The organism is Rodentibacter pneumotropicus DSM 21403 (assembly GCF_000379905.1).
Taxonomy (GTDB): domain Bacteria; phylum Pseudomonadota; class Gammaproteobacteria; order Enterobacterales; family Pasteurellaceae; genus Rodentibacter; species Rodentibacter pneumotropicus.
Window position 1 is genome coordinate 101,516 of sequence record NZ_KB904055.1, and the last position, 15,595, is coordinate 117,110.

12 protein-coding genes and 1 pseudogene are annotated in these 15,595 nt (G+C 41.1%); 11 read left to right on the top strand and 2 right to left on the bottom strand.

Annotated features, from left to right (window positions below):
• Window positions 1–45: 45 nt before the first annotated feature.
• From A3GE_RS0106600 to A3GE_RS11860, 3 genes and pseudogenes are all read left to right on the top strand, one after another.
• On the top strand, window positions 46–1,317 hold the full coding sequence (locus tag A3GE_RS0106600; protein ID WP_018356468.1) for an SLC5/6 family protein: 1,272 nt from the start codon (window positions 46–48) through the stop codon (window positions 1,315–1,317).
• A 9-nt stretch (window positions 1,318–1,326) separates the two neighbouring features.
• Complete coding sequence (locus A3GE_RS0106605) at window positions 1,327–2,628, top strand: L-cysteine desulfidase family protein (RefSeq protein ID WP_018356469.1); 1,302 nt, start codon at window positions 1,327–1,329, stop codon at window positions 2,626–2,628.
• A 10-nt stretch (window positions 2,629–2,638) separates the two neighbouring features.
• A pseudogene (locus tag A3GE_RS11860) lies at window positions 2,639–2,815 on the top strand (IS1595 family transposase); the annotation flags it as partial.
• A 66-nt stretch (window positions 2,816–2,881) separates the two neighbouring features.
• On the opposite strand, the gene A3GE_RS11605 reads toward A3GE_RS11860, so the two are convergent.
• Window positions 2,882–5,920, bottom strand: a complete 3,039-nt coding sequence (locus A3GE_RS11605) for an autotransporter outer membrane beta-barrel domain-containing protein (RefSeq protein WP_018356470.1) — start codon at window positions 5,918–5,920, stop codon at window positions 2,882–2,884.
• Between the two features lie 433 nt (window positions 5,921–6,353).
• On the opposite strand from A3GE_RS11605, the gene A3GE_RS0106615 reads away from it, so the two are divergent.
• Both A3GE_RS0106615 and A3GE_RS0106620 read left to right on the top strand, forming a co-directional pair.
• Complete coding sequence (locus A3GE_RS0106615) at window positions 6,354–7,394, top strand: YeeE/YedE family protein (protein ID WP_018356471.1); 1,041 nt, start codon at window positions 6,354–6,356, stop codon at window positions 7,392–7,394.
• A gap of 16 nt (window positions 7,395–7,410) precedes the next feature.
• On the top strand, window positions 7,411–7,632 hold the full coding sequence (locus tag A3GE_RS0106620; RefSeq protein WP_018356472.1) for a sulfurtransferase TusA family protein: 222 nt from the start codon (window positions 7,411–7,413) through the stop codon (window positions 7,630–7,632).
• Window positions 7,633–7,688: 56 nt separating this feature from the next.
• Here A3GE_RS0106620 and nanQ read toward each other — a convergent pair whose 3' ends face one another.
• Window positions 7,689–8,159: an N-acetylneuraminate anomerase gene (gene nanQ / locus A3GE_RS0106625; RefSeq protein WP_018356473.1), complete on the bottom strand. Its 471-nt coding sequence runs from the start codon at window positions 8,157–8,159 to the stop codon at window positions 7,689–7,691.
• Window positions 8,160–8,402: 243 nt separating this feature from the next.
• Here nanQ and pnp point away from each other — a divergent pair, with 243 nt between their 5' ends.
• The 6 genes from pnp to A3GE_RS12215 all read left to right on the top strand — a co-directional run bounded on the left by pnp (window position 8,403) and on the right by A3GE_RS12215 (window position 15,556).
• On the top strand, window positions 8,403–10,532 hold the full coding sequence (gene pnp, locus A3GE_RS0106635; RefSeq protein WP_018356475.1) for a polyribonucleotide nucleotidyltransferase: 2,130 nt from the start codon (window positions 8,403–8,405) through the stop codon (window positions 10,530–10,532).
• 85 nt (window positions 10,533–10,617) lie between these two features.
• Entirely contained in the window at window positions 10,618–11,562 is a 945-nt protein-coding gene (nlpI, locus tag A3GE_RS0106640) for a lipoprotein NlpI (protein WP_026215422.1), read from the top strand.
• A gap of 68 nt (window positions 11,563–11,630) precedes the next feature.
• Complete coding sequence (locus A3GE_RS0106645) at window positions 11,631–13,433, top strand: DEAD/DEAH box helicase (protein ID WP_018356477.1); 1,803 nt, start codon at window positions 11,631–11,633, stop codon at window positions 13,431–13,433.
• 240 nt (window positions 13,434–13,673) lie between these two features.
• Entirely contained in the window at window positions 13,674–13,955 is a 282-nt protein-coding gene (locus tag A3GE_RS0106655) for a hypothetical protein (protein ID WP_018356479.1), read from the top strand.
• Between the two features lie 20 nt (window positions 13,956–13,975).
• Window positions 13,976–15,397 carry a membrane-bound lytic murein transglycosylase MltF gene (gene mltF / locus A3GE_RS0106660; protein ID WP_018356480.1) on the top strand — a complete coding sequence of 474 codons (1,422 nt, stop codon included), beginning with the start codon at window positions 13,976–13,978 and terminating at the stop codon, window positions 15,395–15,397.
• A 9-nt stretch (window positions 15,398–15,406) separates the two neighbouring features.
• Window positions 15,407–15,556: a hypothetical protein gene (locus A3GE_RS12215; protein WP_018356481.1), complete on the top strand. Its 150-nt coding sequence runs from the start codon at window positions 15,407–15,409 to the stop codon at window positions 15,554–15,556.
• Window positions 15,557–15,595 lie beyond the last annotated feature (39 nt).

Below are 15,595 nucleotides of genomic sequence, written 5' to 3' on the forward strand. Positions count from 1 at the left end.
AAGGAAAGCAAAGAAAGAAACTGACTTTCTTACCTGGAGAAAACCATGAAAAATGAACTTTCAAAAGCGGAACTTAAAGCCGTAATGAAATTTGAGGCTACCGATTTCGGTTGGGTAATTATGAGTATTGGTATGGCAATTGGTGCGGGTATTGTATTTTTACCTGTACAAGTGGGCTTGATGGGCATGTGGGTATTTTTGTTGTCCTCAGTTATTGGCTACCCCGCTATGTATTTGTTTCAACGATTATTTATTAACACCCTTGCCGAATCACCAAAATGTCAAGATTATCCGAGTGTAATTTCAGGTTATCTTGGTAAAAACTGGGGGATTTTATTAGGCGCACTTTATTTTGTGATGTTGATTATTTGGATGTTTGTGTATTCCACCGCTATTACAAATGACAGTGCCTCATATTTATACACCTTTGGCGTAACTGATACCTTACTTTCTGAAAACCCATTTTATGGTTTAATTCTTATCTGCATTTTGGTAGCAATTTCATCTAGAGGTGAAAAACTATTATTTAAACTTTCCACCTTTATGGTGCTTACTAAATTATTTGTCGTTGTTGCACTTGGATTTTCTATGATCGGCATGTGGCATTTATATAACATTGATGCACTTCCTCCAGCCGGTTTGTTGATTAAAAACGCAATCATCACCTTGCCATTCACCTTAACCTCAATTTTATTTATTCAAACCTTGAGTCCGATGGTCATATCCTACCGCCAAAAAGAAGTGAATCGTGAAATAGCCCGCCGTAAAGCCTTACGCGCCATGAATATCGCATTCTTTATTTTGTTTACCGCGGTATTTTTCTACGCAGTATCTTTCACCCTTGCCATGGGACACGAAGAAGCGGTAAAGGCCTATGAACAAAATATTTCAGCCCTTGCTATCGTCGCACAGTTCTTCCCGGGGTCTTGGGCAACCTATGTTGGCATGATTTTAAATATCTTTGCCGTAATAACGGCATTCTTTGGGGTATATCTTGGCTTTCGTGAAGCCACCCAAGGGATTGTAATAAACTTACTTACGCGTATTATTCCTGAAGATAGAATCAATCAAAATTATGTACAAAAAGGCATTATGATTGCTGCAATTTTACTGGCTTGGGGAGCTATTGTATTAAATGCGCCAGTATTGAGCTTTACTTCAATTTGTAGCCCTATTTTTGGTTTAGTCGGTTGTTTAATCCCTTCTTACTTAGTGTATAAGGTGCCAATATTACACAAATACAAAGGTGCCGCACTGCACATTATCATCACCACTGGTATTTTATTATGCATATCTCCTTTCCTCACATTTTTATAGGACTCCATTATGAAGAACAGATTACAACAAATGGGCGATAAATTCATTGCCATCGTTCAAAAAGATGTTGTCCCGGCACTCGGCTGTACCGAGCCGATATCCCTTGCCCTTGCCTCAGCAACAGCAGCTAAATATTTAGGCAAAAAGCCGGAACGTATTGAAGCAAAAGTTTCACCAAACCTAATGAAAAACGGCTTGGGCGTAGCCGTACCGGGAACAGGCATGGTTGGGTTGCCTATTGCGGCGGCAATTGGTGCATTGGGCGGAGATCCTGATGGTGGGCTAGAAGTATTAAAACAGATCACACCACAGCAAGTTTCAGCAGCAAAAGCAATGCTTGACCAAAAACGGATAACCGTCGATATTCACCCAACAGGCCATATCCTCTATTCTGAAGCAGTACTTTTCGCAGATAACGATTGGGTGAAAGTCGCCATTCAAGATCAACATACTAATGTAATTTTTATTGAAAAAAACGGTGAGATCATCTTTGAAAGAACAGAAAATGAATGTGCCAATACTGATCCCTATGAGATTTTTAAACAGGTCACGGCTCGTGAAATTTTTGAATTTTCCTGCGAAGTTGCCTTAGACAAAATTCGCTTTATCGGACAAGCTGCCGAGCTCAATCTAGCCCTTTCCAACGAAGGTTTACGGGAAAATTACGGCTTACATATCGGGCGAACGTTACGTAAACAAGTAGGGAGCGGTTTAATTTCAGACGATTTACTCAGCAAAATCATGATCGAAACTACCGCCGCCTCCGATGCTCGAATGGGCGGAGCCTCCTTGCCAGCAATGAGCAATTCAGGTTCGGGAAATCAAGGTATTGCCGCTACTATGCCTGTCGTGGTGGTTGCCGATTATTTGAACGTCGATGAAGAAAAACGCCTACGCGCCTTATTTTTATCGCACTTAATGGCGATTTATATTCACAGTAAACTCCCTAAACTATCCGCACTTTGTGCGGTTACCACCGCTTCTATGGGAAGCTGTGCGGGCATTGCTTATTTATTAACAGGGAGATTTGAAACTGTCAGTATGGGTATCTGTAGTATGATCGGCGATATCAGTGGCATCATTTGCGACGGTGCGGCAAACAGTTGTGCGATGAAGGTCTCTACCAGCGTAGCATCGGGTTATAAATCCGTACTCATGGCAATGGATGAAACTCATGTTACCGGCAACGAAGGTATCGTTGAACACGATCTTGATCGCACCATCGATAACCTCTGCGCTATCGCCTCAAAAAGTATGCAACATATTGATCGCCAAGTGATTGAAATTATGGTGAACAAGCCTTGTTCTTAATTTTTTTATAAAGCGAACTACTGCATACTATTTTCATCATTTACGCTTACTTATCCATCAAAACAGTTCACATTTGAAAATGTTTGAGGGTGAAATTGAAATGGACGAAAGCGACTTCGGTAGCACGCATAAAGGTAAACGCAGACGTGGTGCAGCTGGAAAAGTCGCTGTGTTCGGATTTCTTAAAAGTACAACCATTGAAGTCGCTGTTTTATGTAGCTATGGACTATCATAAAAAAGTAATAACAGATCATTACCAGCTATAACGGTAATTTACCTGCACGGCAAGCGGTTGGTCGAAGTGTTTCCCCCTCGTAGTTTTCGCTTCGACACCCAAACGGTGGTTACCTGCTAGCGCATTGATTCCAAGCACACTTTCAATACGCCCGCGCGTTGCGGCAATATCAAAAGCATATTGATTTACCCGTACTTGGCTATGGCGGTTTTTAGTTGTCATACCGCTTACTTCTGCATAGGGCTGTAACGTCCAGCCGTTTAAATCCAGTATCTTGGCAAGCCGCACACCAACTCTTGCATACAGTGCTGATAGACGATCTTCATTCGCTTTCGCTGAAAGGCTTGACCATGCTAGCTGTAATTGTGGCGTAACCGTCCAACCTTGCCCTAATGTGTGAACCTTACCCACTTCGCTCGACAAGGTATAACTATGGTAACGGCGTTTCTCTGTTGCCTGACCTTGCGATGTTAAGCGCTCATATTTGGTAATCTGATCAATATACACACCATTATCAAATTGGAACATACCGTATAAACCGGCTGTTTGGCTGTTTACTTTGCCAGAGCCATAGTCGCCTTTAAAATCAATCTCTGAGTGAGCTGTACCGACAAATGCTCCCAATCGGAAAGTATCATTAAATGCGGTATCTGCTCCGACTTGCAAGGCATGATAATCCTGCCGAAAACCCGATGTACGGCTATCCGAGGCAACCTGCATTTCGCCTAATCGATTACGACTGTTGAGATTTCTTACCCATACATTACTTCGTCCGCCTTGTTTTAGTTCCCCCAAACGCTGATGGATGCCGCTTAAACTCTGTTCTAAATGCAACAATTGCGCCTGACGAAGTGAAATATGCGAGTTAGTGCTTGCAGCCAATTCCTTTAAACCTCCCGTTATTTGAGGCAGTTGAGGTACAGTTGGCGGCATATTCACCGACGATATCGAACTATTTGCTGTTTCTATCGGTTGGTGAGTGAAATTGCTCAAACCTATCTTATTGTCTTTTGGTGAATTATCTGTTGATATGTCTGACTTCATTAGGGCTTCTGTTGGCGGAGTCATTACTCCCTCCGCATTCACTACATTAGCTTTTGAGGGATTATCTGGTGATATGCCTGATACTACTGAAACTTCCGTTAGCTGATTCGCTAAATTATCTGAATCCATTGTATGATCTTTTGGTGGATTATTAGCCGACACGATTGGCAGTTCACTTGGCTGATCATCCCCTTTCGGCTCAGATACATCGCCTCGCACACGTTCTATCTCATTCGGTTTGGTCGGTGCAACCATTTGCTCATCTTTACGGTTGGACAACACCCAATCATTCCCTTCTTTATGCAAGCGGTAGCGAAATGCTCCAGCATCAACATATTCTCGATCTTTTAAGCGAAATCGTGCTGTACCTGTTTGTGTTTCAACCAACGTAACCTTACCGTTTTCTGCTTGCTGTTCGTTGCCACTGTCCGCTACAATCAGACCAAAATCACCGCTGTCTTCGCCTTTCACTACGATCTTGTCGGATTTTTGATTGGCGAGATCAGAGTTAACCACAAAACTCAACTGACCGGATAGGTTATCTAATGTCAGAATTGAGAAAGCATCACGAGGTTCAAATATCACCGTCCCATTACCGCTTAGCTGCCCCAGTGCAGGGGTGGCTTCTGCAATAACTAAACGCCCATTCTCACTTATCCGGCTCTCACCTGACAAACGGTGTTCGCCCGCTAACCGAACAATTCCTTGGTTAATAACAATGCCTGCAAAGCGATTATGCCCCATTAAATCAACTGTCCCCATATGGTTCATTATAAGGCGACCTTCTCCCTGAATCGTTTTTGTCCAACGGTCATATCGACTAAAATCGCCTAAATCCAAGTGATATTCTGGTTCGGCAAGTGTGGCAAAATCCTCATAAAAATAACTAGGCCCATCATAAGAGGCGGGTAAGTTAATTAATCCCCAGTTATTCCCCGCGTTTGAGAAATCCCCCAAACTAGCCAAACTATGACTTGGGTAGGCATCCGCTGCCAGAATTTGTCTTCGGGCATTATCATTTAGATAGGGAAAACGTAAACGCAATAAAGCGCCTGCAGTATCGGGTAAATTCTCCGGCAAAACAACCTGAGCAGTACGATTAGGAAATATTTTCCCATAATCGCCAATATTGTGATTTTCCAGCTCATATTGGGAGGCTAACGGAGAATTAAGAGTATCTAAGCAATTTCGCAAGATAGCTTGTGTCTCCTGACAAATTGCATCAAATGGCTCACGTACTCCTTTTGCAAATTGCACTAAGTGAGAAACAATATCATCATTGTTAAGTAATTGAGCTTTATAAAAATACTGAGAGAAACGAGAGGCTATGGTGTCTGTTGGGAAATGAGCACCGAGCACTGTACGGCTTTCACCGTATTGTAACGCTCGAGCAAATATCTCTTTTCCACGTTCAGGAAAAATAATGGACGCTAAAACAGCTTCACCAAAACCGTTAGAGGTATGCCCACTGGGGTAAGACGATCCTTTTATTTTGACATAATTCGGTTTATATTCTCCCTGTTCATCTAAAACCTGATACGGTCTGCCACGCCGATATTTATCTTTTAAAATAAAATCATAAGAACGAAAACGCCCTTTATTTGGATCAAAGACATAACCGGCTCGTCTGACTAAATTGCGTAAATCACCACTCAATTTATAATAGTATTGGTTATCAATAGTTGTCGCAAAATCCTGTAATGCGGCAGTCCGCATTAACATTGCAACGTGTTCTTTATGTTGATTTGCATCTTCTCTAGCCAAATCCTGACGCGCCGTACCAAGCCGTTGGCGATTTAATGATTCCCAGCGATCCAGCTCTGCGGCAACCGATCCTGACTGAGGATAAGGTGGCAAACTCCTGTCTAATTGTTGAAACCAACTCTCCGATTGCTCTCTTATCAGCTGATCGGTTTGGTTGACATCCATTTCCGCTAAAATATCAGACGTAAAGAGTGAGAATAGGCTAAGACATACAGCAATTTTGCTTAATTGAAATGAAGGTTGAATCACAGGTAGTTTCCTTATTAGAATGAGTTTTGAGCAATTCTAATAAGGAAATATGAACGCTTTATGACAGGCATACCAATTTATAAACAACAAAATCCGTTGCTTGAAATAGATACGGTTGAATTTACTATTCTCAACGATAGACCTATTCCCCATTATTAAAATACCACTTAAATGCGTCAGTCTAAGCGTATTAAGAGATAAAATATTATCGAAGGCGTAAGCTCGCCCGTGAATGCCGTTAAAAACGCGGGCGATATTTATCGACAGACAGTCTGTATCACTCAATAGTGAAGGAAAAGGGTACATTAATTCTGCTTTTTACCCACACTTTTATTCCTAAATTACATATCAATTAACCAAAAGTTCTTGGCATATTCTCGTTTAATTTATTAAAAATAACCCACTCTTTTTCTAGATTATCTTAGGAGGACCAATGCTTTTGACTGGGTTATTCTGCGGTATTTTGCTTGGGTTTGTGATGCAACGAGGGCGATTTTGTATCACCGGCGCATTCCGCGATTTATATGTGACAAAAAGCAATAAAATGTTTGTCGCTTTACTTATTGCCATCACCGTGCAATCTATCGGTTTTTTCATTTTAAAAGAAGTCGGCTGGTTAAATATTGAACCTACCAAAAATTTTGAATTTGTTGCCGTAATTGTGGGTTCCTTTTTGTTTGGCATAGGCATTATTTATGCCGGCGGTTGTGCGACCGGGACTTGGTATCGTGCGGCAGAAGGCTTAATCGGTAGCTGGGTGGCGTTACTTATGTATATGCTGTTCAGTGCGATGATGCGTACCGGCCCGCTTGGTGAATTCAACCAAACATTACGTAATGTAAAAATAGACGAACGCAACATTTATGAAAGTGTCGGGATATCCGCATGGTGGCTTGTGGCATTATTAACCCTCATCACGGGCTATTATGTGTACAAACATCTGGCGAAACCACAGGCAAAAGTCGCCACACTAACACCGAAGAAAAACGGTATTGCCCATATTTTGTTTGAAAAACGCTGGCATCCTTTTGTTTCTGCAATATTAATTGGTTTGATTGCACTTGCGGCTTGGCCGTTAAGTGTGGCAACCGGACGGATTGGAGGTTTGGGAATCACCACGCCATCAGCAAACATTATGCAATATCTCATCACCAATGAGACAAAATTCATCAATTGGGGCGTGTTTTTAGTATTAGGGATCTTTATCGGTTCATTCATTGCGGCAAAAGGGAGTAACGAATTTCGTCTTCGCCTACCGGATACACAAACCATGGTACGTAGTGCCTTCGGTGGATCACTAATGGGTATTGGAGCGAGTTTAGCAGGCGGGTGTTCAATCGGCAATGCCCTTGTCGCCACCGCTTATTTTTCATGGCAAGGTTGGATATCCCTTCCTTTAATGGTGCTTGGCACTTGGTTTGCCGCTTATTTCACTATTATCCGTCCACAACGACTAAAAACGGTTACCGCTTAATTTTTAGGAGAAAAAAATGATTGTTAAATTACCGACACTGGGTTTAGTTTGCCCTTTCCCTCTAGTGGAAGCAAAAGCCGAAATGGCGAAGCTCAATAAAGGCGATGGTCTTGAAATTGAATTCGACTGTACTCAAGCCACCGAGGCCATCCCTGCTTGGGCAGCAGAAGAAGGATATGAAGTCCCCCATTTCGAACAAATCGGTGATGCGAAATGGACGATTACTATCCTGAAATAAGCGACTGAAGTGCGGTTAAAAAACAAGAAGATTTTTAACCGCACTTTACATAAAAACTAAATTAACGAAACCGGCACTTTCACCACGAGCTTTTTAATTTTTTCCGCTTTTCCATTCACTAGACAACAAGGTTTATGCGGTTCGTAAGGATAGAATACGGCAAACATTTTAGGCGTTAATGTTACCGTAAATTTATTTTCAATTTCCGATGAGGTAAGCTGATAATCATCGGCTTCATTGTAGTCTTCATACTTTGTTAAATCCGGATAGGTTGCGCCGACTTCGATGTTTTCCTCTCCACGAATCAGCACTTGCACGTCTAGATAGTTATGGTGTAATTCTGCTTTTTTATTACTTGCTTCCGCAGTTTCCGGTTCCATCACATTCATATAAATTTGATCGTTAATATCATGACGACCGGTTTCTAGGGCATTGAGGTCTAATGTATTGAGATAATCACACACTTCCGTAATTACTTTTGGTAAACCCACCTTAAAATTCGAGTTAGTTAGGCTACTAATAATCATCTTCTCTCCTTACTGAATGAATAAAAATCGAGTTATCATAACAAGTTGGTGCTATGAAATAAAGTTACCAATCACACCAAAACATCTGTATAATGTACAAGTTTTATTTTCTGTATTAGCGTGCGGCTAACAAAAGAAATTTTTTCACATAAAGTGCGGTAAATTTTCTTAAAGATTTCTTTTGCTAGTCGCAATCTGGAAAATAAAGCATTGTTTTTAATATCAAAATCAAAGGAAAACATAGTGAATCCAATTGTTAAACAATTTAAATATGGTCAACACACCGTAACATTAGAAACCGGTGCGATTGCCCGTCAAGCCACTGCCGCTGTGATGGCAAGTATGGACGACACCAGCGTGTTCGTTACCGTTGTGGCGAAAAAAGATGTGAAAGACGGTCAAGATTTCTTCCCATTAACCGTTAATTATCAAGAGCGCACTTATGCCGCAGGTCGTATTCCGGGTGGATTCTTCAAACGTGAAGGTCGTCCATCCGAAGGCGAAACCTTAATTGCCCGTTTAATCGACCGTCCTATCCGTCCACTATTCCCGGAAGGTTTCTTCAATGAAATCCAAGTTGTGGCGACCGTTGTTTCCGTCAATCCGCAAATTAGCCCGGATTTAGTGGCGATGATTGGTGCTTCTGCCGCATTATCCTTATCCGGAGTGCCGTTTAACGGTCCTATCGGTGCGGCACGTGTTGGTTTTATCAACAACCAATTCGTGTTAAATCCAACGATGTCGGAACAAAAACAGAGCCGTTTGGATCTTGTTGTAGCGGGAACGGATAAAGCCGTACTAATGGTGGAATCCGAAGCAGACATTTTAACGGAAGAACAAATGTTATCTGCGGTGGTGTTCGGTCATCAACAACAACAAGTTGTGATTGAAGCGATTAAAGAATTTACCGCAGAAGCGGGCAAATCTCGTTGGGATTGGGTTGCACCTCAACCAAATACTGATTTAATCAATAAAGTGAAAGCCATTGCGGAAACCCGTTTAGGTGACGCATATCGTATTACTGAAAAACAAACCCGCTATGAGCAAATTGATGCGATAAAAGCGGATGTTATCGCACAAATTACGGCAGAAGATGAGGAAATCAGCGAAGGTAAAATCGTTGATATTTTCACCGCACTTGAAAGCCAAATTGTACGTGGTCGTATCATCGCAGGCGAGCCGCGCATTGATGGCCGTACAGTCGATACCGTGCGTGCTTTAGATATTTGCACCGGTGTCTTACCACGTACTCACGGTTCGGCAATTTTCACCCGTGGCGAAACCCAAGCCTTAGCGGTTGCCACACTGGGTACAGAACGCGATGCACAAATTATTGATGAATTGACCGGTGAACGCTCCGATCATTTCTTATTCCATTATAATTTCCCTCCATATTCTGTGGGCGAAACCGGTATGATCGGTTCACCAAAACGTCGTGAAATCGGTCACGGTCGTTTAGCAAAACGTGGTGTAGCCGCTGTCATGCCAAGTCTTGCCGAGTTCCCTTATGTGGTACGAGTAGTATCAGAGATCACCGAATCCAATGGTTCTTCTTCTATGGCTTCAGTATGTGGCGCATCATTGGCATTAATGGATGCGGGAGTGCCGATTAAAGCCGCAGTTGCAGGTATCGCAATGGGCTTGGTGAAAGAAGATGAAAAATTCGTGGTACTTTCCGATATTCTTGGCGATGAAGATCACCTCGGTGATATGGACTTTAAAGTGGCAGGTACACGTGAAGGTGTAACGGCATTACAAATGGATATTAAAATTGAAGGCATCACTCCACAAATTATGCAAATCGCGTTAAATCAAGCGAAAAGCGCGCGTATGCATATTCTTGGTGTGATGGAACAAGCCATTCCTGCACCTCGTGCAGATATTTCTGACTATGCACCGCGTATTCATACGATGAAAATCGATCCGAAAAAAATCAAAGATGTGATTGGTAAAGGTGGGGCGACGATTCGTGCATTAACCGAAGAAACCGGCACTTCAATTGATATTGATGACGACGGTACAGTGAAAATTGCCGCGGTTGATAACAATGCAGCGAAAAATGTGATGGCGCGTATTGAAGAGATCGTTGCAGAAGTCGAAGCCGGCGCAATTTATAAAGGTAAAGTGACTCGATTAGCAGATTTTGGTGCATTCGTTGCTATCGTTGGTAATAAGGAAGGGTTAGTTCACATTTCACAAATCGCAGAGGAACGCGTAGAAAAAGTGAGCGATTATCTTCAAGTAGGTCAAGAAGTCAATGTAAAAGTAGTCGAAATCGATCGTCAAGGTCGCATTCGCTTAACCATGAAAGAGCTTGCACCAAAACAAGATGCTGAAATAAGCCAAGAAGATTCTACTGAAGAACAAGAGTAATCTTGGTAACATGATCAAAACTTGACGGTAAATGCCGTCAAGTTTTATAACTTCCAACAAATATTAGTACACAAGAAGAAAGCCAATGCAGTGTTTTCGACTATCTCGCCATAGTTTAGCCTATTTATTTAGCTTATGTGCGATATTGTTTCTTGTCGGCTGTGTCCAGTATAGAGGCGCTTTTGTGTCTAAAAATCACGTAATACTTGCTGAACAAAACCCTAATTCACACTTTGAACAAGAAGTGATGATTGTAAGGATTAGCCAAGTATTATTAGTTGGAAAAATGAGTAATGAAGAGCGTGCTTCGCTGCATTTTGAACGCGGCGTTCTATATGATTCCCTCGGTTTATGGGGGCTAGCGCGTTACGATTTTACTCAAGCCCTTGCATTACAGCCCAAAATGGCTGCCGTGTATAATTATTTAGGGCTTTATCTATTGCTTGAGGAAGATTATGACGGCGCATTGGAAACCTTCAATGCGGTGTTTGAATTAGACCCAAGTTATGATTACACCCACCTTAATCGTGGTTTAAATTTTTATTATGTAGGACGTTATAATCTTGCCGAGCAAGATTTCTTACAGTTCTACCAAGCCGATACAACCGATCCTTATCGTGTTTTATGGTTGTATTTGAACGAACAAAAATTAAAACCGCAAGAAGCCCATAAAAACCTTGTCGAACGAGCAAAAGGGCTATCAAAGGACTTCTGGGGTACAAATATCGTTCAATACTACTTAGGACACATTTCTTTAGAAGAATTACAGCAACGTGCCGGCGAATTCGCTGGAAATTCACAACAATATGCTGAAATTCTCACGGAAACCTATTTTTATCTAGCAAAACAAAAACTCAATGTAGGGCTGGTTGATGAAGCGGCAGCTTTATTTAAACTGGCTATGGCGAATCAGGTTTATAACTTTGTTGAGTATCGTTTTGCCTCTTTTGAGCTAATGAAACTAAAACCGGCTCAAACACAACAGGAAAAAGAAGTAAAAAGCGCAGTGACAAAAACTGAAAATTTTTAGACCGCACTTTATTCAACAATTAAACCGAAAGCCCTCTTGAGCTTTCCTTTTTATATTCGAGTATTTTAATGACTGACAAAATCACTTTTAATGACTTAGACTTACCTGAGTTCATCTTAAAAGCTGTTTCAGACTTAGGTTTTGAAACACCCTCTCCAATTCAACAAGCCTGTATTCCTCACTTGCTCAACGGCAAAGATGTGTTGGGTATGGCACAAACCGGCAGTGGTAAAACTGCGGCTTTCTCATTGCCTTTATTGGCTCAAATTAATACTGAAGCAAAACACCCACAAATGTTAGTGATGGCGCCGACACGTGAACTTGCTATTCAAGTAGCAGATGCCTGTGATCAATTTATAAAACATATACAGGGCATACGTGTTGTTACGCTTTACGGCGGACAACGTTACGACATTCAACTACGTGCGTTAAAACAAGGTGCACAAGTGGTGGTGGGCACACCGGGTCGTATTCTTGATCATATTCGTCGGGGTACGTTAGATTTATCCGAACTTCGTTTTATTGTATTGGATGAAGCCGATGAAATGTTACGAATGGGCTTCATTGATGATGTTGAAACCGTGATGGCGGAATTACCGGAACATCATCAAACAGCCCTTTTCTCCGCAACCATGCCGGAACCTATTCGCCGTATTACTAAACGCTTTATGAACAATCCTGAAGAGGTGAAAATTAAAGTCAATAATGAGAATGCGCCAGATATTGAGCAAAGTTGTTGGTATGTTAATGGGGTACGCAAAAATGAGGCGCTTCTTCGTTTCTTAGAAGTGGAAGATTTTGATGCGGCAATTATCTTTGCCCGTACTAAAACTGCGACATTGGATATCACCGAACTATTAGAGAAAAACGGTTTCCGTTCCGCCGCACTTAATGGCGATATGACCCAGCAATTACGTGAACAAACCCTTGATCGCTTACGTAACGGTAGCCTTGATATTGTTGTCGCAACAGATGTTGCTGCGCGTGGTATTGATATTGAGCGTATCAGCCTTGTAGTGAACTATGATATTCCGCTTGATGCAGAATCTTATGTCCATCGTATCGGTCGTACCGGTCGGGCAGGTCGTTCCGGTCGTGCATTATTATTTGTAGAACCGCGCGAACGCCGTTTACTCCGCAATATTGAACACTTGATGAAAAAACCGATTAATGAAGTGGAATTACCAAATCATTTAATCTTACAAGAATGCCGCCGTAAAAAATTCGTAGCAAAAATTACAAAGCAACTCGAACATCATGATTTAGAACAATATCGTAGTTTGTTAGAAGATTTATTTACTGCGGATCAAGATCAAGAAGATATTGCAGCGGCAATGCTTATGTTGCTTCAGGGTAAACAAAAATTAATCCTTCCACCAGATCCACCAATGGAAAAACGCCGCCGTAATGATCGTAGCGAACGCCGTGATAACCCTCGTTCCGCCGAACGTCGTGGCGAGCGCAAAGGCTATGGTAATCCACAACCGATGGATTTATACCGCATTGAAGTCGGCAGAATGGATGGCGTTGAAGTTCGTCATATTGTTGGTGCGATTGCCAATGAAGGGGATATTAATAGTCGTTACATCGGTCACATTAAACTTTACGATGACTACACCACCGTGGAATTGCCACAGGGTATGCCAAAAGAATTGCTCCAACAATTCGGCAAAACCCGCGTGCTAAATAAACAAATGAGAATGTCTTTCTTAGGTGCAGTGAAATTAGAAGGTCATCGTAATAATGATGATTCCCGCGGTAAACGAAAAGGCCGTGGCAATGATTTTAGTCACGATGATCGCGGGCGTAAATTCAACGAAAAAAATAACCGCTCTTTTAACGAGAAACCTCGAAGAGAACGACGCAGTTAATCCTAATATCAGTAAGGGTAGAGATAGAATATATCCCTACCCTTTCTATTAAGGGGGAAAAATGAATTTTAAAAATCATAGTTATTGGGCAATTCAAAGTGTAGCAAAAGATGAGAGCAGGTTAATTAAGCCTATTTTAAAACACACTATAGAACCTTCACAAAATGCAAATCCGTCCCTCTCTTAGAGGGATATTTACCTTTTAAATATAAACATTTTTATTGGAATTTAAATAAAGAAATGAAAACATTCATTGCTATTATTCCAAATCAAGACTTAGAAGAAAAATGGCAAGAAGAACAATATAAAAATTGCGCTTGGTTACTGGAGATTCACATCTATGAAAAATTAAATTATGATAATGAACCAAACTATGATGATAAAGTAGTTTCCAATATGAATAAAACACAGAAATTTCTCAATGAAGTCTTTGATTCCATTGATTTTAAATGTCATCTACTTGATGAATATGATGATATAAATCGGAAAAAACGTTGGCATAATTCATCGGATATAGATTAGCTATAAATAGGAACACATATTTGAAAGGTTTATTTTTACGTATTATCGCTGCATTTGCTCTGCTACTTTGGGCGGTTGATATGGTTTTTCCTTGGCAGAAAATAATGCAATCGGAAGAAAATCACTATACTACCATTAAATCACGAGGCAGCCTTATTGTTGGAACAATCAATAATCCTATTTATTATTTGATCGGTCCCAGGGGAGAATCCGGTTTAGAATATGAATTAGCAAAAAATTTTGCGGACTATTTAGGTGTCAAACTTGAAATCAAAACCCTTGAAAATACGGATGCGCTCTTTAATGCATTGGAAAACAATCAGATTGATTTTGCCGCAGCCAATTTACTCTTTCATCCCCGCCGCGCGGAACAATTCCAAATCGGTCCGGCTTACACTTCCGCATCTTGGCAATTAGTCTATAAAAAAGGAGAAAATCGACCAAAAGACTTAAGCCAAATAAAGCAGGAAATCACTATTGCGGGAGGGGAAGAACTCAATGAGTTATTGACTCAATTTAAGAAAAAATTTCCTGATTTACAGTGGAAAAATAACAAACGGCTTACACAAGAAGAATTATTAATTCAAGTCGCAGAGGGGAAAATTCCTTACACTATCGCCAATTCCATTGACGTAGCAACGACACAACAAATCCGTCCCAATCTTGCGATAGCCTTTGATTTAACAGATGAGGCTACCGTCCACTGGTACCTCGCCAATAATTCTTATAACGAACTGCAGGCAGGTTTATTAGATTTTATGAACAATGCTTTAGATACAGGTTTAATCGATCGTATTGAAGAAAAATATTTCCGTCACATCGCTCAATTCGATTATGTTGATAGCCGAGCCTATTTAGATGCCATTGAAAAAATTCTCCCACAATATCAACCGCTCTTTGAAAAATACAAAGGGACGTTAGACTGGCGTTTACTGGCAGCCATGGCATATCAAGAATCCCATTGGAACCCTGATGCCACCTCACCTACCGGCGTACGAGGAATGATGATGCTGACAAGGGATACGGCTGAACGAATGAAAATCAGCAACCGAACAGATCCGGAACAAAGCATCAAAGCAGGGTCAGATTATTTACACTGGTTATTGACCCAAATGCCGGACAGTATCACCCAAGAAGATCGCATTTGGTATGCGCTTGCCGCATATAATATGGGATTAGGTCATGTACTGGATGTACGTCGTTTAACAAAAAAATTGGGGGGAAATCCGGATAATTGGCTTGATGTAAAAAATAATTTGCCCTTATTGGCAGAAAAACGTCATTATAACAATCTGAAATATGGTTATGCCCGTGGTTATGAAGCCTACCAATATGTGGAAAATATCCGCCGCTATATGAAAAGTATTGTTAATTATCATCGAGTTCAGGAAAATCAAAACAATAACGTTCCTGAAACGATTATGGAAAATAAACAAGAGTAGGAGTGTAAGATGTTAAAACGCAAAACCTTTTTAAAAAAAATAAAATCCCGTGATATCTCCACTTCACGTAACTTACGTTTAAGACGATTAAAACATCGTAAACAAAAGCAATTTGAGCGTCATGCTACGCAATTTGTCATACAAGAAATTTATTGCTAAATAAAACCGCACTTTCGTTTCCAAAAGTGCGGTTGAATT